The organism is Xanthomonas sp. BRIP62415 (assembly GCF_003993515.1).
Lineage (GTDB): Bacteria > Pseudomonadota > Gammaproteobacteria > Xanthomonadales > Xanthomonadaceae > Xanthomonas > Xanthomonas euroxanthea.
Genome location: NZ_QEZH01000023.1, coordinates 282,901 through 307,098 on the forward strand (window position 1 = coordinate 282,901; position 24,198 = coordinate 307,098).

Genomic DNA, 24,198 nt, shown 5'->3' on the forward strand with positions numbered 1-24,198 from the left:
GTGCTCTCGTTACCTTCTTGGCAGTACGTTAGTGAAATCGACGTCCTTTGCAACATACACATTAACCAGCGAACCTTGATTAATAGTGACAGTTGCTGGTCGCCTCATGCTTTCCGTTGCTGCGTCATTTGCAAGACGTTCCATTGTCCGAGCGGTTGCACTCTCATAAGGGGACTGAACTTCTACACCAGTCTGTGAGACTGTTGTCTGTTCAGGGCCGTATTCGGCTGCCGCATACTTGAAGGCGTCGGCTAGCAAGCTGATCATTAATGCCGACGACAAACGCTGGCCCCAATGCGCGTCATACTGACCAGGATGCCCCGCGCCGCCCAAGCTATCAATGCCGGGACTTGCCATAGAGACGTCGATACCTGTCGGCGTCGTAATACGGTCCCAAATCACAGAAACACGCTGGCCTGTGGGACCGCCACTGTAGCTTCCGTAAATCTTTGACCCTTTGGGCAACAACAACGTCCGTCCGTTAATGGAATAAACAGGCTCAGTAATAAGACATGATGTGAACCCTGGAATATCGGTAATTACCCGAGTTTCAAGAATGCACCGCAAATAAGTGCCACGCACAAGCAACGCATCTGGATGTCGAATAAACTGAGCGTTCGAGACTTTTTGCTTATCTGCCTCGCTACTACCCTCCGCGCCCGCGACCCCGCCCTCGCTAGCAGGATTAAGTCCAGCCAATATGGAGTTGGAATATTCTTCAGCGCTCGTCGGGCCACTGCCGCCAGATTCGTTAGCGCCTCCGGCGGAGGCCATGCGACGCTCAGCCAAGGTAGGTCCCGCCGGACGGTTGCTTGCTGGATAAACCGGCTGAGGATAGTCCGGCGTTTCCGCTGAGGGAAGGGGCGGCGGTGCAAGTGAAATGGGAGGGACGTCCTGTTGAACGTCGACCGGAGCAGGAGTGGTTGCCATTTTTGGCAAACTTGGTGCTGTGACAGCAGCCGTAGGCTCCTTCTTTGCATCTGCGACATTGCGGCTAGTCGCGCTTTTATAAAGAAAGAAGGCGAGCACAAGCAAAACGAGAACAATTGCACCCAAGAAAAACAAAGCTTTCCTGTTTAAACGCTGATCTTCGACAGAACGCAGTTCAGGTGCCGAGGCATCCAGATCTGGCAATGGCTGCGCCTGCGTGCGCGCGAAATATGGGTTATTCGTATCTTGCCCGTTATTTGTCGCCTGAGACCGATCGTTATCTCTGCCATCAAGGCGACCGTCGTTATTGTCAGGAGGATTATTCTGGCTCATTTTTTCACGTTCCTCCGGAGACCAACGACATTGCTTCCATGCCTAATAATCAAATAAGGATAAGTGCCATGGATCACTAACATATTTCCTTCCACGGTAGTGTTCACAACGAAATCTTCACCGTGTTCCTTTTCACGACCAAAGACAGCTGGAAAATTGCCCGTCTGAAATGCATTTGAGTCCGTAAGTTTTAAATAAGTGAACCGACCGTCATCGTAGACACTTACAGGAACTAGCCAAGCAAGACGACTTCTCGTTGAATACGAATAGTCAAAATAATACTGCCTATCTTTGGATAGTTCGGTATTGAGCAGCGGCTTGTTCTCATCCTTGGCAGTATCCTGGGCTGCGGTAAATTGCGAGTCGCTGGGATAGTTGAAAACCACCTTGTATTGAACTCCGGCACGGCGCGCCTGCTCGAGCTCGCGCCAGTCAGTGGCAACGACCTTTAGTTCGAAAATATAAGAGTGCGTTTCTGTCCGCACCATCATATTGGTATCCACGTCAATATTTTTTGGCTTTAGATAAAAAACATTATCCCTACGCGTCAATTCCCAACCGCTACTAAAGCCAGTACTATAATCTAGTATTTTTTCGTTTGGATTCAACTCGATCTGGGTAGTTATGCCCAACCCGGCACGAATCTGATAGATTTGGTCAGCCTTGTAATCATAATAGTCAACAGCCTGAGCACTTACATTACCGATCGTGTAGACCGATGTAAGTACGGCCAATAACCACACCTTCCATCTATGCCTGAGCATCATTGACCTTTTGCTCCATCATTTCCAATAGAAATTCCCTCAGCTGTCCCAGAAGCAGCCTCAGTCGTTGCAGGAACAGCCACACCAATCGCGGGCACGGACGCTTGATCAACACTTTGGGGAACCGCAGTTCCTTGTTGCTGTGGCGGCGAGGGCTGTGTCGTACTACTTGCGACCGGCGCTCCTACATCAGGGACAGCTTTGTCATAATCATTATCAACGCGGTATTCGGTCACTTGAAAACCCAACGGATTCTGCAGCCTATCCTGCTCATCCAATTTCAGGTTATCGTTATAATCAAACGCCAACGTAATCAACTTATTGTCAATGAATGATGACGTACCGGTCGTTTTTTCATACAACGTGCGCTGAATTCTGACAGCAGCACCACGAAATCCGCCAGATGGACGCTGTCCCAGGGGGGTTATACTTAGAATCTTAACCCTGATAGCTTTACTTTTTCCATACTTCAGAAAAGGATTATCTGGATTGTTTTCCATATACAATTGCTTGTGCCCAGCACCTACAGAGGCAGTGGACATAATAAAAACCAAATTCCAATCCCGCAGCGTCATTATCTCCGAGTCATACGATTCACGAGCAGTCACATACTGCGCAACATTACTACGATTTATGGCTTCACTAGATGTTATTTGCTGATTATAAAAATCACCTTGAAGTCGAGCGACGGTTGCAGTTCCGCTGGAGGCATCAGCCATTACCAGGTACGGAACCTTTTCCTTCAAAGGCAACATATAATAATAACCACCGGCCAAGAGTAATGACATCATTAAAGAGGCCGTAGCGACCATCCAGGCGCGACGCTGACTGCGTTGCGCAAGGTCCGCAATCGTAAGCTCATAGTTGACCGCTTTCGCCACGACTTGATCAACATTCTGACTGCTAGAGTCTTTCTTACGGAACATGATTAATCCGCTTATACCTTGATTTCACAATGTCAAATCTGCACAGGAAATGCGCAGCTCATAGGCCCATATCAATCTAGCCTGCCGCTTGAGGCGTAGCAGGCTGAACGACAATTTGATTTCCAACTACAGACACGTATACGCCTTGCGCAGCATAAACCGCACTGAGCTCCTCGACTGCTTGTTTGATACTAACAGTATCAATTTTGGAGACGGCAGAATACAAAGTGTAATCAGAGGTTATATTGTAAGCGAGAGTCATATTGGAATCTTTAACCCAGCGCTCCAGCATGGTTTTCAACGTTCCATCCATCGGAGTGGCTTGGTAGACATAAGAAGCATGCAAAGGCAACTCCATGGGAGTTTCGGCAAAGCGGTTAACCGGCTTCCAACGCCCACCAAAGTCGGGAGCAGGCTTGGTCGCGCAGGCCCCGACCAACGCAGCGACCACCAAGACCAGCGACAGCTTGGACACAGACATCGGATTCACTCTGACTTCTCCAACTCATGAGATTTCGGGCTTAAGACGGACAGCACAACAGCTCCGCTCACCTTCGGGTGACGGAGGGGATCTGCCTTTGATGACTCGAGCGAGTGTGCGCGGCCGCCCGAACCAGCCCGAACAGGCCGGTCAGCGCCATGTAGGCGCACACCCGGTAAAAATGAATACGCTGCAGAACCATCCATAGCCTTACTCCTGTGCGGCCCCGTCTGGCGCCGCCCCCCTTTAACAAAAAATCAACATTGCGCAAATTCTGGGTAACTTTGCCCTCAACGTACGCATGAGTCAAGAATCGCCGGCACGTCGCCCCATACGTTTCGTGACAAAAATCACACTTTTACGGAAAGCGTTTTCACATTCGTCCTGGGCAACAGGCGCGCGGTGAAATATCGATCTTCGTAATAGCGGATCTTGTCGCACTTCACCGGGTGCGGGATGCCCTCGTACAGGAAGACCTCTTTCTCGTTGCCCATTGCCTTGAGTTCCTGCGGAAGCATCAGGGCCCGCCGCTCCTCCGAAACGCTACGGGTAGTCTCCCTGCCGCGGGTGACGTTCTTCTTCTTGATGGTGGTGTAGCCCAACATTTCGGAGTAGTCGTTCGCATCCTGCTGCTCGCGCGGCGCATACAAGATCTGCAGCGCATGGTTGGTGATGATGGTGCGCGACAGATCCTTGCCGTAGGTCGCGTCCAGCTGCGCCATGCTCTGGATGATGGGCAGCAAACGCAGGTTGTAGCCCGCCATGTAGGCCACCGCAGTGGCGATGATGTCGACCTTGCCGATCGAGGTGAATTCGTCCATCAACAGCAGGCATTGGTATTTCAGCTCTGGATTGGACTTCGGCAGCTCGCGCGTGTTGAGGTTGATGATCTGGCTGAAGAGCAGATTGATGATGAGCCGGCTTTCGGCCAGCTTGTTGGGCTGGATGCCGATGTAGATCGTCATCTTCTTCTTGCGCAGATCGGTGAGCAGGAAGTCGTCCGCGCTGGTTGCCGCATCCAGGACGGGGTTGATCCATGCGTTGAGCGGCTCTTTCAGGGTGCCCATGATGGACGCAAAGGTCTCATCGGCCTGTGACAGCATGTTGGCGAATGCCGAGCGTGCATTGCTGCTGAGGAACCTGCGCTCGGACAGCGACTTGAGGTACTTCTTGAGGTCTGTGCCATCTCCCGACGACAGGCGGTAGATGCCGCCAAGCGTGGGAGCCCCTGCCCCGCCCGGAAAGCCGAGCGACAGCTCTTCGTCCTGGTTTTCAAACAGATACAGGGCGAACGCCATAAAGGCATTACGCGCCTGACTGACCCAGAATTTCTGGTCATCCGACCCGTCCGGATACAGCATCGCGGCGATGCTCATCAGATCCGACACACGAAAGGCGGGGTCGCTGGACACGTAGGTCAGCGGATTCCACCGATGCGTACGACGGTCTTCGGCAAAAGGATTGAAGAGGAACACCTCATGCCCCTGACTGGCGCGCCAGCCACTGGTGAGGTCGAAGTTCTCCTGCTTGATGTCCAGGACCACGACCGATTCCTGGTACTCCAGCAGGTTGGGAATGACCACGCCGACGCCCTTGCCGGAACGCGTTGGCGCAGCGAGGATCACGAACTGTTGCCCGCTCAGCCGTACAAGCTTGCCGTTGAACTTGCCGACGACGATGCCGTTACCACTAGGTTTGAAAAGACCGTGCTTGGAAAGGTCTGCCGCTCCGGCAAAGCGCGCATCACCATGCAGCGCCCGTGCCTTCGGCTTGACCAGGAGCACGACCGTGATGGCCCAGATGATCCCGGGCAGACCAAAGCCGAGAATGCCGGACATCTTGATCTTGGTTGCGTAAGGCGCCACTTCCGGCAAGCCCAGCGCCTTGACGTAGCGGTAGTAGGTATCCCAGGCGTACAGCCCGGTATCGAGCCGCAACAACAGAAGCGTCAGATACCCGGACAGGAAATATCCAACAAGCAATGTCACCAGGGTGGCGACTGCAATTAGTTTGGCTTTGGACACGCGCCCCTACTCCTTGGCTTACTTCTCAACGGCAATTAGCGACGGACGACGGGCTTGTGATCGACCAGATCCGCCTTGCGCCCGCCGCTCTCGCTCTCGACGAGCGAGTCGATCCAGACTCTGGCTTGATCCAGCGACAGGTCCGGCGTGAGCCGGGTTCCGGCATCCGTCACGACGGCATAGGCAACCACAGCGTCAGGCGCGTAAGTATCCTCCCGGGTGATTGCCACGACACGGTACCCGCCCCTGGTCAGCACGGTGTGCTGATACTCGTCCATCGCCAGCCTTCCTTTTCGTCAGCGCGGAGGCGATGCTAAAGCAAGACGTGTGATGGAGAAAGCGGTTTCGGCGAAGCCGGCTCAACAGCGCCTGCTTTCGACGCAAGGCGAGGATCGGGATGCGTCAGTGCTGGAGGAATTCGGTTGGTACTTGAAGTGCTTTCAAAGCCACACACATGCCTGGCGGTGACAACTCGCCTTGTGGATGAGGTGCCCAGCTATGGGTGCGGTGCCCAGCACCGCGACGAAACAACGTTGAACAGCGACCCGAGCCTGACCTAGGAATCTTGCCGCACGGGCGCAAGAGCGCCCGGCCTGCCAAGCCAGCGTGCAGCCGCCCGTGACGCCTAGCCGCTGCACGATGTTCGATTCAACACGATTGGGCGACGCCGAGGATGGAAGCGAAAGCGATCGTCGAAGACCTGGCAAAGGACGCACGGACGCTGCGAGCGCAAATGCATGAGCCAACCTGGTATCCGCGGCAGCAGTCACTGCCGATGTTGAAGCCACTCAAGTCGCCATGCCGTCTGGACTTGGAGTGGTGGGCGGTACAGGGTTCGAACCTGTGACCCCTACCATGTCAAGGTAGTGCTCTACCGCTGAGCTAACCGCCCGTTTCCTGCATCAGCATTGCGCTGTGCAGGGCGCGCATTCTAGCGCAGGGTTTGGATCGCCACAAGCCCTCTCTGCATCCGAACTGCGACGCTGTCGCCCTGCCCTACGCCAGACTGGCAGCTTTCAGTTTCTGGATCTGGTCGCGAATCTGCGCGGCCGCCTCGAATTCCAGGTCCTTGGCGTGCTGGTACATCTGCTGCTCCAGGCTCTTGAGCTTGCCGGCGATCTGGGCAGGCCCCATCGCGCGGTAATCGGGCATTTCCTCCGCCACCTGACGCGACTTCGAGCGTCCCTTGCCTGCCTTCTTCTCGGCGGCATCCTCGCGCGCACCTTCCATGATGTCGGAGATCGGACGCGCCACCGACTTGGGCGTGATGCCATGTTCCAGGTTGTACTCGACCTGCTTCTCGCGGCGACGGTCGGTTTCGTCGATCGCGGCCTGCATCGAGCGCGTCATCTTGTCGGCGTACAGAATGGCCTTGCCGCGCAGGTTGCGCGCGGCGCGGCCAATGGTCTGAATCAACGAACCGGTCGAGCGCAGGAAGCCTTCCTTGTCCGCGTCCAGGATCGCCACTAGCGACACTTCCGGCATATCCAGACCTTCGCGCAACAGATTGATGCCGACCAGCACGTCGAACTTGCCCAGGCGCAGGTCGCGGATGATCTCCACGCGCTCCACGGTGTCGATATCCGAATGCAGATAGCGTACGCGGATGCCATGCTCGCCGAGGTACTCGGTGAGGTTCTCGGACATGCGCTTGGTCAGCGTCGTCACCAGCACACGGTCGCCAAGCTTGATGCGCTCATGGATTTCGGACATCAAGTCGTCCACCTGCGTTCCGACCGGGCGAATTTCGACCACCGGATCGATCAGCCCGGTCGGGCGCACCACCAGCTCAGTGATCTCGCCGGCGGACTCACGCAGCTCGTAGGGCCCCGGCGTGGCCGACACATAGATGCTGCGCGGCGAGCGCGCCTCCCATTCCTCGAAACGCAGCGGCCGGTTGTCCAGCGCCGAGGGCAAGCGAAAACCGAACTCCACCAGCGTTTCCTTGCGCGAGCGGTCGCCCTTGTACATCGCGCCGATCTGCGGAATCGTCACGTGCGACTCGTCGATGACCAGTAGCGCGTCCGGCGGCAAGTAGTCGAACAAGGTCGGCGGTGGCTCGCCGGGTGCCTTGCCGGTGAGATGCCGCGAATAGTTTTCGATACCGTTGCAGAAGCCGACTTCGGCCATCATCTCCAGATCGAACTGGGTGCGCTGCGCCAGGCGCTGCGCTTCGACCAGCTTGTTCTGCGAGTACAGCTGCTCCAAGCGCTCCTTCAATTCCTCCTTGATCGTATCAACCGCACTCAGCGTGCGCTCGCGCGTGGTCGCGTAGTGCGTCTTGGGGTACACGGTGTAGCGCTGCAGCTTGCGCAGCGTTTCGCCGGTCAGCGGATCGAACAGGGTCAGCCGCTCGATGTCGCCATCGAACAACTCGATCCGCAGCGCTTCGGTGTCGGATTCGGCCGGGAACACGTCCAGCACCTCGCCACGCACACGGAACGCGCCGCGGGTCAGTTCGAATTCATTGCGGGTGTACTGCAGGTCGGTGAGATGGCGGATCAACTGGCGTTGGTCGATGTGCTCGCCCACCGACAGGATCAGGCGCAGCGACAGATAGTCTTCCGGCGCGCCCAGGCCATAGATCGCCGACACCGTAGCCACCACCAGCGAATCGCGACGCGACAGCAGGGTCTTGGTCGCCGACAGACGCATCTGCTCGATGTGCTCGTTGATCGAACTGTCCTTCTCGATGAAGGTGTCCGACGACGGCACATAGGCCTCGGGCTGGTAGTAGTCGTAGTAGCTGACGAAGTACTCCACCGCGTTGTGCGGAAAGAACGACTTGAACTCGCCATACAGCTGCGCTGCCAGCGTCTTGTTCGGCGCCATCACCAGTGTGGGCTTCTGCACCTGCTGGATCACGTTGGCAATGGTGTAGGTCTTGCCGGAGCCGGTCACGCCCAACAGGGTCTGCTTGGCCAAGCCGGCCTCGAAGCTGGCGACCAGCTTGTCGATGGCGGCAGGCTGATCGCCGGCTGGGGAGTACGGGGATACGAGCTGAAAACGGTCGGTCATGGAGCGGATCTCGGGGGAGGACTGCACGAACGGCGGATGCCACTTTCGGTAAAAGTCCGACACCTCATCACTGAGAGCCGGCCTTACCTGGGCAATAGACGCCGTAGACACTGCTTGCTCCGAGCCAGGGAGCAGGACGGTGAAGCAGTGATTCGTTCGTGCGCAGAAGGGTACACGGCAGTACAGCTAGTGATCGTGATGGCGATCATCGGAATCATGGCGGCCATCGGCCTGCCTGGCTTCAATGCTTTGATCGAATGGCAGCGAGCACAGGCACGGGTTCACGTGCTCACCGTACATCTGGCGATGGCCAGAAGCATGGCCATCACGCATCGCCTGCCGGTTAGCGTCTGCCCATCCGTTGACGGCGCGAATTGCCGACCAGACAGGGACTGGAGCCGGGGATGGATTCTTTTCAAAGATCCAGCGCGTAGTGGGCAGCCTGCGGACGCAGGCTCGATCCTGCGGATCGAGCAGTATGCTGCGAGCGACAACATCAGCATCACTGGAACGATCGGCCGATCGCTTGTCCGATTTCTTCCGAACGGCCGCAATAGCGGCACCAACATCACGATCAGCCTCTGCACGGGCGCGCAACGCCTGGCGGATGTCATCGTCAACAACTCAGGGCGGACGCGGTCTGTCCGCTACAGGCAACCAACCGCCTGCCCTGCACGGTGAGTTCCAGCAAAAACAAAGAGGCCGCGACTAGTCGCGGCCTCTTCAACATCTTGGCGCCCGAAGTTGGACTCGAACCAACGACCCCCTGATTAACAGTCAAGTGCTCTAACCGGCTGAGCTATTCGGGCGGGGAGGCACATTCTATAGGCAACTTTGCAGCAGCGCAACACCTCGTAACGAAGCTACCAGCAGCCTGGAGTGGTAGTTGCACTCGGCGTCTTCACCCCTGTCTGGTTCAACGTCAGCGTGCCGCACTTGTCCTTGGCCTGATTGCCCTGGGGCGCAGCAGTCAAGGTAAAGGTCGACTGCGTAGTCGCGAGCGTAATGTTGTATTGCGCCGTATCACCTTCGCGCGGCGACTGGATGGTCGTCGAGCCGTTCCCGAACTTGAAACTGGCATAGGTGTTGTTGGTCGTATGCGAGCGTTCCAGCAACTGCGAGTATTCGACCAGATCGGCCTTGGCCTGCGCTCGGCGAGACTTGCGAACATGATCGGCATAGGAAGGATAGGCGACGGCAGCCAGGATGCCGACGATCGCGACGACGATCATCAACTCGATCAAGGTGAAACCACCGGCACCAGCACGCTGACGAAGTTGCGTGGACAGGGACCGCGATAGGTCTAAGGGCATTGACAATCTCCGTTACTGAAGCTGGCGCCAGGACTGGCGGCCGCAAGGATAAGGGACATACATGGGCGGGGCGCCAGCCACGCTGACGATCATCCAGCAGCCCGATCCTGCAGGCACGGTGGGTGCCGCAGAACCATCCTTGGGATTGACCTTGGGCTCGAGCCTGGGCACGACTGACACGCCCACGTCTTTAACCGGCGCATTGCCGCCGGTATTGAGCGAGATTCCAGCCGAATCGGTGGCAAGCGTGGAGCCACCGATGCCGCCCATTCGCACACCAGATAGGGCCCCCCTACCCGTCCGTGGATTCAGTCCGAACAACCAGTTCACACCATCGGTGCTGCACCCGCTGCTGATCGCGAGCGGCGAATAAGTGGGCATGAACAAGATTCCCGACACGAGTTCCGGATAACCCACAAATCGCTCACCGGCGGGCAGATCCACGTACCAGCCTAGTGCCAGAGCGGGACCAGTCCCTTGCTGCAGGGATCGAGTGGTACTGGAGGCGCCAATGCTGACCGAATACGGAGTCAGGTTCGCCCTTGTGAGAGTTGAGGAAACCACTCCATCGACCTGATCGGTGAAGCCATACAAGCTTTGCGTCTGCAGCGAGGAGCTTGCCAGATTGTCTTTACTAAACGAGAAACTCCCCGTGCCGAACAAAACCAGCACCCCTCCATTCTCGCCGGAAGCGGCCTGCAGCCCACCAGTTATTGGCTGACGGTAGTTTAGACCACCCTCGGAATAGATCCCGGTCGTGAACGCGGGAACGGTTACTGAGGTTGCGGTCGAAGTGAGATCGAACTTCCAGATTGCGCCGCGGAGATCGGCCGCATAGACAGTATCGGCATATCCATCACGCGTGCGAGCTGGCTTATTGGTCGTCGGATCGATTGTCAGATTGTCGATGCGATCCAGTACGATAATATTGCCTAGCCCGTTATTGCCACTGATTGAGGTTCCCGACTCAGTTGCCTCGATCATCCGAATCGTCGGTGTGGTGGCTGTTCCGATATCGACAACGAACAATACCGCCTTCCCAGTGGCGCTAGCGTAACCATTACCAAAGATCGCCTTCCAGCTGACCGTCCCATTGGACGCGCGCACCGGGACGATGACGGGCTTGCCGAGCACATGCCCGATGTTCCCGCGCACAGCGGCATCGCCAGCAAGATCGTTGATCTCCCAGAGGCGACTACCGGCACCGAAGCTTGCGGGATTGGTAACGTCAAGTGCGAAGACACCCCGACCTCCCGCTCCCGTGGTGCCGACCAGCGTCGTCTGCCAGGCATTGTTGTAGTAGGTATCTCCTACGGCAAGCGGACCATCGACAAAATAACGATGCTCAAAACTGGGCACCGTAGATGACTTAATGGTCTGGTACGGTAGCAACAAATTCCCCATATGGCCATAGGAGGTTGCCGGCACATAAGCAAAGCGCTCCCGACCACCACCTCCGGTGACGGCACCAGTGCTGTCGATGCCGCCATCGACAGCATGCAGCATGCCGTCGTTGGCTCCTGCATACACCATATAGCCCCTGTTGCGCTTGCTATTTAGGTAGTTGGCATAGCTAGTCCCAAGCGTGCCGCCCAGGCCACGATATCCGTAGTCATCGACCGGGGCACTGATAACCGGTGTGGAATTGACGATATCGCCGAGCACAGTACTCCGATCGCGTAGCTTGCCACCCTGCTGAACTTCGCCGCTGCGGTCGCCTAGCAGATAGTTGGCCGCGGTCGCAGCAGTTGCGCCAAGACTGGTCAGATCTGACTCCGAGCAGAGCGACTGCGCCGGATACAACGTCGCAGGCAGACCGCATAGGCCGCTTAAACTGACAGTCGTGCCATCGAGCTTTCGCACGTTACTGCCATCATTGAAATATACATTTCGCGTATTGGCGGCTGGTATCTGCGCAGACGCCTCCCAGAGAGGCGTAAAGCGTGCCTCGCGCGTATCCGGATCGACCGAAACCTGATTGGCCTTCAGCGTACTGGACCAATCTGTGCCATTATTCCTGATCTGGTACTCAGGAGTGACGGTCAACGAGCCTGCACCGATACGCGCACCTGTCAGCGCCAGGGTGCCAGACGGCGAGTTGGGTGCACTGGCAGCCGACAACACGCGGCGCATGGCGCTGGTCACTTCATCAGGGCTCTTGGCGTTGATAAACTGACCACGACTATTGATCGTGGCGTGCCACAGTTCGTCAATGACACGACCATCGTCAGCGGTTACCGGATTGCCATTGCCAGTCCAGTTGGGGGCATTGGCGTAGGGGTCATCTGTCGCTGGTTGATTGACCTCATAGATATTCCCCTGCGCACCTAAAGTGATCGCATAGAAGTTCATGTGCAGATCTTTCTGGCAGTCCAAACGCTTCCAATCCGCAGATGTCTTGGCGAGCGTAGCGCACTTTTCGTCCACAGGCACCCGCCCAGCCGGGAAGCCCGGCCCTGTCACCAGTGGCGTAGAAGCCCCTGAATAATAGCTCGCAGCGATGTCAGCGATTGTATCGCTGTAACTATCAGCGAACGGCACGATGGGGAAGTCTACCGTACCAGTGGAATCGGCATTGCCATAGCCAGTGACCGAATTATTCCTAGTCGTGTACCCATCAGTAAATAGCATGCCGCCATTCTTCTGACATGCACGCACCACCGGAGCTCCGTCCCCCGTCCGCCTAAATTGTTGACCCAAATAATCGATGGCCGCCCGATTTGGCGTGCCACCACTCGGCCTGAGACGATAAATTTGCTGAAATAAAGCCTCACGCGAATCATCGTTCGTGACATCATACATGGTCGGCTGAGCCAAATTATTGATTGTGAAATAACCGACCCGCATATTTTCAATACCGGTCAATGCCCGCGACTCTGAGCCAATGATCGAGAGAATACGATTCCGATGGTATTGAAACCAATTAGCAAAATTTTGCCTCGCATTATTATAAGCAGACGTATTAGCAGCGGAATAATTGGAGCGAAGTATTTGATATCGTCGCATATTGCAGCCCGGGCCGCATGCATTTACGATAATCGGCCGATTGGTGTCGCTAGTCAGGTATCCCGTGGGCGCCGGAGCGGCCGCAGGCAAATAGAATGTTGCAGGGACGTAGGAGATTTGCACCGAACAAGTTGCAGCCACCTGGGCATTAAAGCCAAGAGTGGACCAAAGTCCATTCGTGCCCGGCAGGCCATTCGAGTTGTTGGTACTGCACGCCCTAGCATTACCGCCCGTGCGATAGCGCGTCCCAGAAGGAATCGTCATTCCAATTAAAAATCGAAATGAACTATCACCATTAACCTCTCTACTTACCCCAAGATTAACCGCAGTGCCGTAGCGACTCATGTTTATCGTGCCGTCGTCCCAATAAACATCAGGGTCACGCGAATCCGCTCGAGCACTGTCGAAATCGGCCTGCGGCCATAAGCCCTTATTAACTTCATCGCCTTTGGATAGACTCCATGGATCGTATTTGATATTCGGATCGAAATAATTTGCGTTATATGCTGGCGATCTTGCGAAACCAAATTGATCAATCGGCGGAAGAGCCACGCCCGGACTATATGACGAATTATACGAAGGAAAAGGAAATAAATACACGTAACAGTCGACAAAACCATTACAGTCGGAACCATTATTAAAAAAACTTCCATCGGCATTAAAGAAGCTGGAATTGACACTATTCCATTGCAGTCGCCCATCACCGCCTTTGAAAATGCGCTCAAACGTCATTGAGTTCGAATCATCCACCGTCATAATAAATGCCGGCGGGACCGGACTGCCATTATTAAGTGGACCCTGTGCCAACTTTTCCTGACCCTGCGCCGCGATCAAGTTGTATACAAAGTAACCGCTCATCGCGATCAGGACTATGGCGGAGGCGATAGCGGTTCGAACGGTGCGACGAGACATGCTCACGGCCTCAGAGCTTGAAGATGGAATCGATCGCCGCCGACGAAGATGCATCCGTCGTAGCATCGTTGGCGAAGGTGGTGATTTGATAGACCGGAGTCACCGGGTCGACCGGATCGCCCATCGCGAGCGAGCCCCCCCCGATGATGCACGAGTCGATGCGACGCACATTAACCGCTTGGTTGACCGACACGGCCTTATTACGTGCCCAAGCCATCGGATCGAATGCTGTATCGCAGTTCTGCTGGATTTCAGTGTCCGCAACCGTTGCGTCGCTGGGAGCACTCTTGCGATTGGCGATGGCCTCAATCGCCCGCTCGCTCCTGCGCGTCACGCCCTCGGCATTCTGAAAGGCGATATTGGTCACCAGATAATTGGACGCCATTTTTTCCTGCATGCCTGCCACTTGCATGCCGGCGATCCCGATCAGCGCCAGCAGGATCAACATGATCAAGGCAACATAGAGCACGGCCCCCCGAGGACGGGATGGCATTGGGCGGCGGCGAGCGACTGCATTCATTGATCAATTCCCAAACAGACGATTGCGCAAGGCGATCGTGGATTCGTAGGTCATTCGGTAGCGGCCATCCGTCTGGGCGGGCGGCGCAAACGAAACGCCCAATGCACTGGGATAATTCAACGCAGTTGCCGGGCGTTCGGCTGTGGAAGGTGCGGGACTGCGCGCTAGGATGCCAACTTGAACTTGCCCGACCCGTCTCCACTGGCCAGCAGCTGTGGCATCGACCGCAGTGGATACGTCGCTCGCGATCGCCTGGGTGCTGATGTTTCCCAACGGGGGCGAGGTATTGGACATGTTCACGGTCTGATCGAGACCGAACAGCAGCTGCATGTTCTCGATCCCTTCGACCAACTCTTCCGGCGTGCCATAGTCGTCGACACCATTGGACCGTGCACGCATCAGCGCAGGCTCGCCCGAGGTCGTCGATGTACCGACGTAGTAAACCAGCGATTCGGCGCGATAGAGCATTGCCTGGCCGCTGGGACGGGTGGAGTAATTGGACAGATTGGTTCCTGTGGCAGTGACTTGGCCGCTGGCATAGGTACCCTTAAACACCGTGGCATGGGCGCAGTCCGCAACCCCGAACAGGCTCGGAGCCGCCTGCCCCCCCTCTGTCAAACGCAATCCGGCCGAGGCATTGAAGCCCACGACGCTGTTGCTGCCTGTGGTCAACGTTGTGATTGGCACGCCTTCCGGAGCAAGGAAACGCAGAACCAGGATATCGCTGCCGCCGCGCGGATTGAGCTTGGTGATCGATGCTGGCAGATTCGCTGGTACTGCCCAGTTATCTCCAAGCTTCAGGCTGCCGGGAGGCGTCGTATTAGGTGCCTCGTAGCCTTGCACGCTGATGCTGAAATCCAGCGGATGACCCGAGCCGCTGGCCGCGCCGGTAGTGACCACCGGGTCGCCCTCCCCGCGCACAAAATGCGCCTGGTCGTTGACGCAACCGAAATGCCCGGCCATGCGAATGTCACGCTGGAGGAAATCCATGGCGAAACGTCCGTTTTCCTGTGCGCGCGCACTGCCTTCAGCCAGCATCGATGCAGTACGCGAGGCAGAAAAGACCTGGATGACTCCCAGCATCAGCACAAGGCCGATCACCATGGCGATCATCATCTCTATCAGGCTGATGCCCGCAGCGACACGCTTGGAAGAAGGCCGCCGCGTCATAGCTGCGATACCAGGGTAAAGGTGGTCTGGGCGTTGGGATTATTGGCGTCCCAGCGCTGGTCTCCCCAACTAATGCCAACGGTGACCTGGCCGTTGTTATTGAGAACGGTTGCGCTGGCACCTTCGCCCAATGCGCGCACGACCTGGCATTTCCAGCGCGCGATATTGTCAGCGATGGCCACGCTTCCGAGAGGTCGGCTGCAACTGGCCGCGGTCACGCTATTTGCGGCAAAGGTGGCATCGGTATACCAGGCAGACTGGAAGCGATTACTTCGCATCTGGTCCATCAGGTCATACGCCAGGTTGGTTGCCTGGGTGCGGTAGTTGGAACTCTGTACGAACCGCACATTGGCCGTCTGCAACAGCGCAAAGCCAAGCAAGCCAAATGCCAGTACGACGATGGCGACCAGCACCTCAAGCAGACTGAATCCCTTGGCGCGAGAGGGCGAAACGAAGGGACGGAGACGCATCATTGACAGGAGCTCTTCTGAGACGTGATCTGGCCGGCGGCATTGACGAACAAGGTGCGCCGCAGCGCCTGCCCATCGCACGTCATCGGTTGCAACGTAATCTGTTGATTTGTCGACGCGACCCTGCGCCCGCGTCCATCGAATGCAATCGTTGCGCCGGACGGACCGGAATTGCTTAGCGACGGGTCAATTGAGACGAAACGCAAGACGGTGTCGCCACCCTTGAAGGCTCCATCTCCGTCGGTATCCGCCCAAGCCAGCATCCCGCTCCCCCAGTTGTTGTCGCATGCGGTCCCCGATGCGCTACCGCAAACCCCACCACCTCGGCGATTGCGTATCGCCTCACTGCGCGCGAGAGACAGCAGCCCGAGGGTCTCATTGGCGCTACTGGCTACGCGATTGGAGCGTATTACTCCACGAAAGCTTGGAAGCGCGATCGTAAGCAAAATCGCCAACACGGCGATCGCAATGATCAATTCCACAAGTGTGAAGCCGGTAGATCGGCGAAAAGACATTGGACGCTCCCCAGCGTGACCTGACCAAGATGCTTCGACCACCCCCTCAAGAACAAGCAGTGGGGGGACGAGCGGTCGTTTTAGGGTTGTCGGCGTGCGCGTGGGGGACGAACCGGGCCTAGGGTTCGTACCCAGCCCGGCTTTTCCCTTCTCCAGAATGGTGGTCTACATCCAGCAGGCCTTAGGTCACCACCCGATAACAAGGCCGGTAATCGCCCGAAATCTTCATCCGGCGCTGTTCGACGAAGCCGCGCAGCAGCTCGTCCAGGGCCTGCATGATGTCCGGGTCGCCATTGATCTCGAAGGGGCCGAATTCCTCGATGCGGCGCATGCCGTCTTCCTTCACGTTGCCGGCGACGATGCCGGAGAAGGCGCGGCGCAGGTCGGCGGCCAGCGCGGGCGCTGGGCGGCCGTGGTGCAGATCCAGGGCGGCCATGGCCTCGTGGCTGGGTTCGAACGGCTGCTGGTACTCGAGCGGGATGTGCACCGACCAGTTGAAGTAGTACGAATCCTTCTGTTCCTTGCGGTGCGCGCGTACCTGGTGGATGCCTTCGGCCATGCGACGCGCCACGGCGACTGGATCGCCAACGATGATCTCGTAGCGGGAAGCGACAGCTTCGCCCAGGGTGAGCCGGATGAAGCGGTCGATCTGCTCGAAATACGGCGCGGCAATGGTCGGGCCGGTTAGAATCAGCGGGAACGGCAGGTCGGCGTTCTCCTCGCGCAGCAGGATGCCGAGCAGGTAGAGGATTTCCTCGGCCGTGCCGACGCCCCCCGGAAACACCAGGATGCCGTGTCCGATGCGGACGAAGGCTTCCAGGCGCTTTTCGATGTCCGGCATGATCACCAGGTGGTTGACGATCGGATTCGGCGACTCGGCGGCGATGATGCCCGGCTCGGTCACGCCGATGTAGCGCGTGTGATGCTTGCGCTGCTTGGCGTGCGCGATGGTGGCACCCTTCATCGGGCCCTTCATCGCGCCCGGCCCGCAGCCGGTGCAGATGTCCAGGCCACGCAAGCCCAACTCGTAGCCCACCTGCTTGGTGTAGAGGTACTCGTCGCGCGAAATGGAATGGCCACCCCAGCACACGACCAGGTTCGGGTCCGACGGCTGCAAGATGCGCGCGTTGCGCAGCTGGCCGAAGACCGCGTTGGTGATGCCTTCACTGGTGTCCAGATCCCCGCGCTGGGCTTCCAGCTCGATCGCCATGTAGGCCAGGTCGCGCACCACGGCGAACAGCAGCTCGGCCACACCGCGGATGATCTCGCCATCGACAAAGGCCATCGCCGGTGCGTTGCTCAGATCGATACGGATGCCACGGTCCTGCTGGTTCACCTGGATATCGAAATCCGGATACAGGTCGCGCGCGGCGCGCGGGTCGTCCGACGCGCTACCACTGGTGAGCACGGCCAGCGCACACCGGCGCAACAGCTCGTGCATGCCGCCGCTGGAGGCGTCGCGCAGACGCGCCACTTCCGCTTTGGACAACACATCCAGGCCACCGCGCGGATAGATCCGCGCATCCACCACCGGCAGCGCCCGTGCTGCCGTACTGCTGAGTTCCATAGCTTGCTCCTGTCGTATCTCTAGGACTTTAGCGTACTCACCCGCACAAAAGAAAACGGCCGGGAGAACCCGGCCGTTTTTGCAAGCTTCGACACGCTAGCCAGCTTTAGAACTGGTAGCGGAAGCCCAGCTGCAGCGCCCAGCGGGAGATGCCGCGATCGTCGTAGACCGTGGACTGGTCCGGGGTATTGAAGCGGTACACGTACTTGCCGCTGGCCGCATCGACACCACCGTATTCCACCACACCACGCATGCCCGGGAAGCCGTACTCTTCGACACGGCCCCACTTCTTGTTCAGCAGGTTGCCGACGTTCATGACGTCAAGCCAGAGAGAGGCCTTGTTGTCCTTGAAGAAGCCGGGGATCTCCTGCTCGATGTGCAGGTCGAACTGGTTGATCCAGGAGTTGCGCGCGCCGTTGCGCTCGGCCACCTGACCACGGCGGGCAGCCAGATACTCGTTGCCTTCGATGTAGTTCCAGAACGCCTGTTCTTCTCGAGCGGTACCGAACAGCACATCGCCGCGGCCGGCCGGGATATACAACAGGTCGTTCAGGCGGCCGTCGCCATTGGCGTCGTTGTCGAACGCATAGCTATACGGGCGACCATTGCGACCTTGGCAGATCAGGCCCAACTTGGTCTCGTAGTCGCCGAAGAACGCATGCTTCCAGTTCAAGGTGCCGAGGATGCTGTTCTTCACTTCGTACGCAGCGGTCGAGGCAACATTTTCGTTGGCCTGGAAGACAGCATTGTTGCCCAGCTGCGAACCCGAGGTCGAACTGGTCAGGCCGCTGACTTCGTCGGCGTCGGTGTAGGTGTAGTACAAGCCCCACGACCAGTCGCCGCCATTGAAGGGTTTGTTCAGGCCGACGGTGAAGCTCTCGCTGCCGCCCTTATCGGTTGGACGGGCGATGATGGCATCGTTGAAGCGCCCATCGCGCGAGCCGCGCGCATCGACCACGGATGCAGTGCCACGCACACAAGCAGCCGGGGCGCCTGCACCGGTCGGGTTACGGCCGTCATCCAGCCAGCAGGCCGGATTCAAGCCTGCAGTATTCCAGTAAAGGTTACGGCCATCCTGGCCCACGCGGCTGGTGTTGCCCAGATTGAGCTGCTGGTAGTAGATCGCCTCGTTGACCTGAGTCACCACTGCTTCCGCAGACGCCACGATGCCGTACCAGGGCAGCTCGGTGTCGAATGCCAGGTTGGCCTTCCATACCGACGGCTGACCCAGCTTGCTGTCGACGAAATCGACGGACTGCGTAGCGCCATTCAACGAACCATTACCGATCGGCTGGTTATTGATGTCAGGCGTGAAACGAATGCCATTGGTGTTCACCAGTGTCTGGCTGGAGAAGTTGTAATCGGTGTACGCCAGGCCGGTGTTGGAGTACGGGTTGGACAACCACACGGTTGCCGCGGCCCCCTGGAACAGGCCCACGCCGCCGCGCAACTGGGTGGGGCGATCGCTGTCGAAGGTGTAGTTGAAACCGAAGCGCGGCTCAAACAGGCCGTTGCCGTCGATGGTCTGATCGTTACGGAAGCCGAACAGCGTCGAGGCGGTTGCGTTGTAGGCCGGGCTGTTTTTGACCATCGGTTCGTCGTAACGCACACCGAACGTCAGCGTCAGGTTGTTGTTGACGGCCCAGGTGTCCTGTAGGAAGACGCCGACATTGCGCATGCCCCAGTCTGCGGCGATGTCGTCGATGTTTCCGCTGTTGGACCGCGAATAACGATAGTTCAGCGGGCGATTGGCCGCATAGTCGGCAATCGAGTTGAACGTGTAGGAACCGAAGACGCGCTGGCCGAACAGGTTGAACAGATCGTTGTCTTCGTAGTCGAAGCCGAACTTGACGGTGTGGTCGTTCAAGAACAACGTGCCGGCAAAGAAGGCATTCCACGTTTCGGTACGCAGTTCGTTGGCCTGGGTGCTCTGCTCGGTGCCCAGGTTGACGGTGTTGTTACCGATGCGCACAGCAACGGCCGGCAGCTGCGATGCAGCAGTACGCACGGCCGAGTAGTCGCGGTAAGACACCTTGGCTTCGGTCGAGAAGGTGTCGGTCCAATCGCTGAACAACTGGGCCGTATAGGTCTTGAGGCTGAAGTCGCGCACGTAGTGATACGAATTCAGCGACAGCGCCTGATTGCCGAAACCGTTGAGGTTGGCAGTGCTCTGCTCGCTCTCGCCATAACGGAACGAGGCGCGATGCTTGTCGGAGATGTTCCAGTCAAGCTTGAAGCCCTTTTCTTCCGAATCCGAATCGAGCGCTGGCAGCGCCAGGGTTCCCGGGTCAAACCCGTAGACGTTACGTGAGATGTCGATGATCCGATCGATGTCCGCCTGCGGGATCTGCACGATGTTGCTCGCGCCAGAACCGATCGGGCCGTAGCCGGAGGCTCCGGTGAACACGCCCTTGCCCTTGTACTTTTCGTAGTTGGCGAAGAAGAACAGCTTGTCCTTGATGACCGGGCCGCCCAGGGTCAGGCCGTAGGTGGTTTCGTTATCGAACAGCTGCGGGCGGATATCGTTCTGGTTCTTGCCCGACCAATCGTTCTCACGGTAGGTGCCGTACACCGAACCGTGGAACTCGTTGGTACCCGACTTGGTGACCGCATTGATCACGCCGCCGGTGGCGCCGGTGATGGTGACGTCGTAGTTGGCGACGTCGACGGAGATTTCGTCGATGACATCCATCGAGAACGGCTGGCGCGGCGTCGGCAAGCCGTTGGATTCCAGGCCGAACGCGTCGTTGGTGCTGATACCGTCGACACGGATCAGGTTGAAGCGCGGATTCTGGCCGCCCACGGAAATTTCATTACGCGCCTTGTCGGTCTGCGCCACGCGCGGATCCAGACGTACGTAGTCCTGCAGGTTACGGTTGATCGAGGGCAGCGATTCGATCTGCTCGCGGGTCACATTGGTACCGGTGCCCATCTTGTTCGCACTGAACAGCGCCGAGCCGTAATCGCCGCCGATGGCCTGCACCGCGCCCAGCGTGGTTACGTCACCGCCCAGGGATGCGTCGACGCTATTGACCTGATTGAGGTTCAGGTACACGCCCTCTTCCGTCTTCGTCCCTTCACCCGACTTGGTGATCGTGATGGTGTACGGCCCGCCCACACGCAGGCCGCGCGCGTTGTAGCGTCCACTGGCATCGGTGGTGGCGCGGCTGACGGTTCCCGATTCGACGTGGGTGATCGTCACTTCGGCATTCGGCACCGGCTGACCGCCGCTGCTGGTAACCAGGCCAGCGACGCCGGCAGAGGTGCTCTGAGCGAACACGGGGGCGGCGGCGAGCGCGGCAACAAGGCCAAGCGTCAGCTTGGACATGCGAAGACAACGGGGGTGGGTCATTTCGGTAGCCTCGATACAGGTTGGGCAGTGACAAAAAGGCGCAGTCAGCCCAACCGTTCCCGGGGGTGGGCTGCCGATGATCTGGGGTCCCTCGCCGCGCGGCGGTTGCTGCCGCAACGGTTAACAACAGATTAACACGCTAAGGCCTGATTGTGACGGCGGCGTGACAAAGTTCGCGCAGTGCAACATGAACTTCGCATGTGAAGGCGTAAACGCCAGCTTGCGCAAAGTCGCACGGCATCTGCGACCAGCGTCGCGCTATTGAGCCGTTTGATCGAAAACAGGGCTCATTTGGCCCGAAAGCGCGGCAAGGGCTGTCGAAGGCCCTTGTTACAGAGGCATCCCGGCGCAGCCGGCGGCTTGCACCGCTACGCGTCGGTGGCGTGGCTTCAGATTCTCGCTAGGCAGTGTCACAAGTCGCTCCCACGCCCTGCCCGCCTATCACCGACCGGCTCAGATCGATACCGGCAGCTTGAAGTACGTCCCCAACCCATCCAGGAACATCTGCACGGAAATCGCGACCAGCAACATGCCCATCAGGCGCTCGATCGCGGTCAGTGCGCGATGACCGAGCAGTTTGTACAACAGCGGGGCCGAGGCCAGGATGGTGGAGGCACCGATCCAGGCGATCATCAAGGCCAGGCTCCAATCCCACAGCCGGGTGGGTTCGTTTCTGCCCATCAGCATCACCGCCGCCATCCCGGACGGGCCGGCCACCAGCGGGATCGCCAGCGGCACGATGAAGGGCTCGCCATCGGGGATCTCGCCCATCAGGCCTTCCGGACGCGGGAAGATCATGCGGATGCCGATCAGAAACAGCACGATGCCGCCGGCGATCGCCACCGACTCCTGGCGCAGGTGCATCAGCTCCAGCGCGTACTTGCCGCCCCACAGAAACGCCATCAGCACGCACAAGGCGATCAGCAACTCGCGCGCGAGCACGAAGCGCTGGCGCTTCGGCGGCAGCGGCTTGAGCACGCTGAGAAACACCGGGATGTTGCCCAGCGGATCGAGGATCAGGAACAGCAGCAGCGCCGCCGAAAGAATGGTCATGCGGAAGGGCTCCAGATCGCACCGCGGTGCGCGCCACCAGCCGTGGACAGCAAGGTGACGCAGGCGGACGCATAGCGCGTGGGGTCCACCGCTTCGCTGTCTTCCTGATGGGTAAAGGCACGCGCACGCAAGGCGGTGCGCATCGGGCCGGGCTGCAGTCCGCTGATGCGGACCGGGCCGGCGGCGGTTTCGTGATGCAGGCTGGCGAGCAGGCCATGCTGCCCATACTGGGCAGCGCCATAGGCGCCCCAATAGGCCTGGCCAACGCGTGCAGGGTCGTCGACGACGAAGACCACCGCCGCATCGGCTTGCTGCCGCAACAGCGGCAAGCAGGCCTGGGTCAACCAGGCGCGCGCAGTAAAGTTGATATGCAGGTTGCGTGCGAAGTCGGCAGGTGCCGCAAGTTCGGCCGGGGTCAGGCCGGCGAAGTCGGCAGCGCAGTGCAGCAGGCCGTGCAAGCCACCCAGCTCGGATTGCAGCCGTTGCGCCAGCGCGGCGTAGTCGTCCGGCGTGGCGCCGGCCAGATCCAGCGGATACAGCAACGGCTCCGGACCGAGCTTGGCAACGGCGTCATAGACGCGCTCCAGCGGGCGCAGCTTGCGGCCCAGCAGCACCACGGTCGCACCGGCCACTGCGCATGCCTGCGCAGCGGCCGCGCCAAGACCGCCCGCTGCGCCGGTGATCAGCACCACGCGCTCGGCAAGCGCGGGCGCGTCGGGCTGGGCCTGCGCCAGGCTCACGGCTGGTAGGCCTCGCTGACAATGCGCTTGAGCTCGCCGGCCTCGAACAGTTCCAGCGTGATGTCGCAACCGCCGATCAACTCGCCGTGGATGAACAATTGCGGGAAGGTTGGCCAGTTGGAATAGCGCGGCAGATTGGCGCGTACTTCGGGCTCTTCGAGCACGTTGACCGTGCGCAACTGATCGGCGCCGGCAGCGACCAGGGCCTGCACGGCGCGGCTGGAAAAACCGCACATCGGAAACTGCGGGGTGCCTTTCATGAACAGCACGATCGGGTGTTGTTCGACTTCGGCCTGGATCCGTTCCATCACCGGCATTGGACTCTCCTGACTGGGAGCGGCAGGCCCGACCGCCGGGTCGGATAGACTTCCGCAAAGGCGCGCATTGTAAGCCCTCGGCGCGACCTGTCGCCGTACTCCCTTCGCTGCCCTTGCCATCATGCCGATCGAACACCTTGCACTGCCCTACTCCCGCGCCGCTCTGGAGCCGCATCTTTCCGCCGCCACCCTGGAGGCGCACCACGGCGTCTGTTACCGCAGCGAGGTCGATCGGCTCAATGCACGCATCGAAGGCAGCGAGTTCGCCGAGCTGACGCTGGAAGACATCATCGCGCAGGCGCAGGGCACGCTGTTCCATCTGGCTGCGCAGGTGTGGAACCACACGTTCTATTGGCAGTGCCTGCGCCCACGTGGCGGCGGCGAGCCGCTGGGCCGGCTGGCCGACCGCATTGCCAAATCGTTCGGCGACTTCGTGCACTTCAGGCAGGAATTCAACCGCGTCGCCCTGGGCACCTTCGGCTCGGGCTGGGTGTGGCTGGTGCAGCGGCCGGATGGCACGTTGGCGATCGTCGCCACGCCGAATGCCTCCACGCCGCTCACCGGCCCGGACACGCCGTTGCTCGCCTGCGACCTCTGGGAGCATGCGTACTACCTGGACTACCGTCAGGACCGCGCGCAATACCTGGACGCATTCTGGAAGCTGATCAACTGGGACTTCGTGGCCAGCCGGCTGGGCTAGCCGCTTGCGCCGTTGCAACAGGTCAACGTCCAATTGACTGGTTGCGACGGCGCACCCGGCGGCATCGCGCACTGCGGTCCAGCTCCG

General features: G+C 58.8%; 20 protein-coding genes and 2 tRNA genes. 2 read left to right on the plus strand and 20 right to left on the minus strand.

Features of this window, described 5'->3' with window-relative positions; all coding sequences use genetic code 11:
• Positions 1 to 9: 9 nt before the first annotated feature.
• From EO141_RS08855 to uvrB, 8 genes are all read right to left on the minus strand, one after another.
• Positions 10 to 1,263, minus strand: coding sequence for a TrbI/VirB10 family protein (locus tag EO141_RS08855; RefSeq protein WP_104647989.1), 1,254 nt, complete (start codon positions 1,261 to 1,263; stop codon positions 10 to 12).
• Positions 1,260 to 2,030 carry a TrbG/VirB9 family P-type conjugative transfer protein gene (locus EO141_RS08860; RefSeq protein ID WP_164739131.1) on the minus strand — a complete coding sequence of 257 codons (771 nt, stop codon included), beginning with the start codon at positions 2,028 to 2,030 and terminating at the stop codon, positions 1,260 to 1,262. The genes EO141_RS08855 and EO141_RS08860 overlap by 4 nt, the downstream gene beginning before the upstream one ends.
• Positions 2,027 to 2,953, minus strand: coding sequence for a type IV secretion system protein (locus EO141_RS08865; RefSeq protein WP_127169001.1), 927 nt, complete (start codon positions 2,951 to 2,953; stop codon positions 2,027 to 2,029). The genes EO141_RS08860 and EO141_RS08865 overlap by 4 nt, the downstream gene beginning before the upstream one ends.
• Before the next feature lie 76 nt (positions 2,954 to 3,029).
• Positions 3,030 to 3,434, minus strand: coding sequence for a hypothetical protein (locus EO141_RS08870; protein WP_104581990.1), 405 nt, complete (start codon positions 3,432 to 3,434; stop codon positions 3,030 to 3,032).
• A gap of 350 nt (positions 3,435 to 3,784) precedes the next feature.
• Complete coding sequence (locus EO141_RS08875) at positions 3,785 to 5,458, minus strand: type IV secretory system conjugative DNA transfer family protein (RefSeq protein ID WP_127169002.1); 1,674 nt, start codon at positions 5,456 to 5,458, stop codon at positions 3,785 to 3,787.
• Between the two features lie 35 nt (positions 5,459 to 5,493).
• A complete protein-coding gene (locus EO141_RS08880) occupies positions 5,494 to 5,736 on the minus strand; it encodes a hypothetical protein (protein ID WP_104581988.1) in 243 nt (80 codons plus the stop codon).
• A gap of 539 nt (positions 5,737 to 6,275) precedes the next feature.
• Positions 6,276 to 6,350: transfer RNA gene (locus EO141_RS08885), tRNA-Val, on the minus strand.
• Positions 6,351 to 6,454: 104 nt separating this feature from the next.
• A complete protein-coding gene (uvrB, locus tag EO141_RS08890; protein ID WP_102253869.1) occupies positions 6,455 to 8,476 on the minus strand; it encodes an excinuclease ABC subunit UvrB in 2,022 nt (673 codons plus the stop codon).
• Between the two features lie 198 nt (positions 8,477 to 8,674).
• On the opposite strand from uvrB, the gene EO141_RS08895 reads away from it, so the two are divergent.
• Positions 8,675 to 9,157, plus strand: coding sequence for a GspH/FimT family pseudopilin (locus tag EO141_RS08895; RefSeq protein WP_241236652.1), 483 nt, complete (start codon positions 8,675 to 8,677; stop codon positions 9,155 to 9,157).
• Positions 9,158 to 9,208: 51 nt separating this feature from the next.
• Here EO141_RS08895 and EO141_RS08900 read toward each other — a convergent pair.
• From EO141_RS08900 to grxD, 12 genes are all read right to left on the minus strand, one after another.
• Positions 9,209 to 9,285 (minus strand) — tRNA-Asn (locus EO141_RS08900).
• 54 nt (positions 9,286 to 9,339) lie between these two features.
• Positions 9,340 to 9,789, minus strand: a complete 450-nt coding sequence (locus EO141_RS08905; protein ID WP_115047004.1) for a type IV pilin protein — start codon at positions 9,787 to 9,789, stop codon at positions 9,340 to 9,342.
• A gap of 12 nt (positions 9,790 to 9,801) precedes the next feature.
• A complete protein-coding gene (locus EO141_RS08910; protein WP_232087851.1) occupies positions 9,802 to 13,707 on the minus strand; it encodes a PilC/PilY family type IV pilus protein in 3,906 nt (1,301 codons plus the stop codon).
• 10 nt (positions 13,708 to 13,717) lie between these two features.
• A complete protein-coding gene (locus tag EO141_RS08915) occupies positions 13,718 to 14,227 on the minus strand; it encodes a PilX N-terminal domain-containing pilus assembly protein (RefSeq protein ID WP_115047008.1) in 510 nt (169 codons plus the stop codon).
• A 3-nt stretch (positions 14,228 to 14,230) separates the two neighbouring features.
• Positions 14,231 to 15,397 carry a PilW family protein gene (locus EO141_RS08920; protein WP_115047010.1) on the minus strand — a complete coding sequence of 389 codons (1,167 nt, stop codon included), beginning with the start codon at positions 15,395 to 15,397 and terminating at the stop codon, positions 14,231 to 14,233.
• Positions 15,394 to 15,870 (minus strand): type IV pilus modification protein PilV, encoded by a 477-nt coding sequence (gene pilV, locus EO141_RS08925; RefSeq protein ID WP_127169004.1) that lies wholly within the window; start codon positions 15,868 to 15,870, stop codon positions 15,394 to 15,396. Before pilV ends, EO141_RS08920 begins: the two co-directional genes overlap by 4 nt.
• The gene (locus EO141_RS08930) at positions 15,867 to 16,382 is read right to left on the minus strand and encodes a Tfp pilus assembly protein FimT/FimU (RefSeq protein WP_119128546.1); all 516 of its coding nucleotides are present in this window, start codon (positions 16,380 to 16,382) and stop codon (positions 15,867 to 15,869) included. The genes pilV and EO141_RS08930 overlap by 4 nt, the downstream gene beginning before the upstream one ends.
• A gap of 181 nt (positions 16,383 to 16,563) precedes the next feature.
• Entirely contained in the window at positions 16,564 to 17,949 is a 1,386-nt protein-coding gene (ppnN, locus tag EO141_RS08935; protein ID WP_104647998.1) for a nucleotide 5'-monophosphate nucleosidase PpnN, read from the minus strand.
• Between the two features lie 106 nt (positions 17,950 to 18,055).
• Positions 18,056 to 21,301 carry a TonB-dependent receptor gene (locus EO141_RS08940; protein ID WP_127169005.1) on the minus strand — a complete coding sequence of 1,082 codons (3,246 nt, stop codon included), beginning with the start codon at positions 21,299 to 21,301 and terminating at the stop codon, positions 18,056 to 18,058.
• 453 nt (positions 21,302 to 21,754) lie between these two features.
• Positions 21,755 to 22,354, minus strand: a complete 600-nt coding sequence (locus EO141_RS08945) for a YhgN family NAAT transporter (protein WP_127169006.1) — start codon at positions 22,352 to 22,354, stop codon at positions 21,755 to 21,757.
• Positions 22,351 to 23,094: an SDR family NAD(P)-dependent oxidoreductase gene (locus tag EO141_RS08950; protein ID WP_127169007.1), complete on the minus strand. Its 744-nt coding sequence runs from the start codon at positions 23,092 to 23,094 to the stop codon at positions 22,351 to 22,353. Before EO141_RS08950 ends, EO141_RS08945 begins: the two co-directional genes overlap by 4 nt.
• The gene (gene grxD / locus EO141_RS08955) at positions 23,091 to 23,411 is read right to left on the minus strand and encodes a Grx4 family monothiol glutaredoxin (protein ID WP_006450539.1); all 321 of its coding nucleotides are present in this window, start codon (positions 23,409 to 23,411) and stop codon (positions 23,091 to 23,093) included. The genes EO141_RS08950 and grxD overlap by 4 nt, the downstream gene beginning before the upstream one ends.
• 121 nt (positions 23,412 to 23,532) lie before the next feature.
• Here grxD and EO141_RS08960 point away from each other — a divergent pair, with 121 nt between their 5' ends.
• Positions 23,533 to 24,111, plus strand: coding sequence for a Fe-Mn family superoxide dismutase (locus EO141_RS08960; RefSeq protein WP_104581977.1), 579 nt, complete (start codon positions 23,533 to 23,535; stop codon positions 24,109 to 24,111).
• Positions 24,112 to 24,198 lie beyond the last annotated feature (87 nt).

Excerpts from the sequence above, each read along its gene's own strand:
- ppnN (WP_104647998.1), bottom strand. The coding sequence starts at position 17,949 with ATGGAACTCAGCAGTACGGCAGCACGGGCGCTGCCGGTGGTGGATGCG.
- EO141_RS08870 (WP_104581990.1), bottom strand. The coding sequence starts at position 3,434 with ATGTCTGTGTCCAAGCTGTCGCTGGTCTTGGTGGTCGCTGCGTTGGTC.
- EO141_RS08960 (WP_104581977.1), top strand. The coding sequence starts at position 23,533 with ATGCCGATCGAACACCTTGCACTGCCCTACTCCCGCGCCGCTCTGGAG.
- EO141_RS08860 (WP_164739131.1), bottom strand. The coding sequence starts at position 2,030 with ATGATGCTCAGGCATAGATGGAAGGTGTGGTTATTGGCCGTACTTACA.
- EO141_RS08915 (WP_115047008.1), bottom strand. The coding sequence starts at position 14,227 with ATGAATGCAGTCGCTCGCCGCCGCCCAATGCCATCCCGTCCTCGGGGG.
- EO141_RS08855 (WP_104647989.1), bottom strand. The coding sequence starts at position 1,263 with ATGAGCCAGAATAATCCTCCTGACAATAACGACGGTCGCCTTGATGGC.
- EO141_RS08895 (WP_241236652.1), top strand. The coding sequence starts at position 8,675 with ATGGCGATCATCGGAATCATGGCGGCCATCGGCCTGCCTGGCTTCAAT.
- pilV (WP_127169004.1), bottom strand. The coding sequence starts at position 15,870 with ATGATGCGTCTCCGTCCCTTCGTTTCGCCCTCTCGCGCCAAGGGATTC.
- EO141_RS08940 (WP_127169005.1), bottom strand. The coding sequence starts at position 21,301 with ATGACCCACCCCCGTTGTCTTCGCATGTCCAAGCTGACGCTTGGCCTT.
- grxD (WP_006450539.1), bottom strand. The coding sequence starts at position 23,411 with ATGCCGGTGATGGAACGGATCCAGGCCGAAGTCGAACAACACCCGATC.
- EO141_RS08865 (WP_127169001.1), bottom strand. The coding sequence starts at position 2,953 with ATGTTCCGTAAGAAAGACTCTAGCAGTCAGAATGTTGATCAAGTCGTG.
- uvrB (WP_102253869.1), bottom strand. The coding sequence starts at position 8,476 with ATGACCGACCGTTTTCAGCTCGTATCCCCGTACTCCCCAGCCGGCGAT.
- EO141_RS08920 (WP_115047010.1), bottom strand. The coding sequence starts at position 15,397 with ATGACGCGGCGGCCTTCTTCCAAGCGTGTCGCTGCGGGCATCAGCCTG.
- EO141_RS08910 (WP_232087851.1), bottom strand. The coding sequence starts at position 13,707 with ATGTCTCGTCGCACCGTTCGAACCGCTATCGCCTCCGCCATAGTCCTG.
- EO141_RS08880 (WP_104581988.1), bottom strand. The coding sequence starts at position 5,736 with ATGGACGAGTATCAGCACACCGTGCTGACCAGGGGCGGGTACCGTGTC.
- EO141_RS08905 (WP_115047004.1), bottom strand. The coding sequence starts at position 9,789 with ATGCCCTTAGACCTATCGCGGTCCCTGTCCACGCAACTTCGTCAGCGT.
- EO141_RS08945 (WP_127169006.1), bottom strand. The coding sequence starts at position 22,354 with ATGACCATTCTTTCGGCGGCGCTGCTGCTGTTCCTGATCCTCGATCCG.
- EO141_RS08930 (WP_119128546.1), bottom strand. The coding sequence starts at position 16,382 with ATGTCTTTTCGCCGATCTACCGGCTTCACACTTGTGGAATTGATCATT.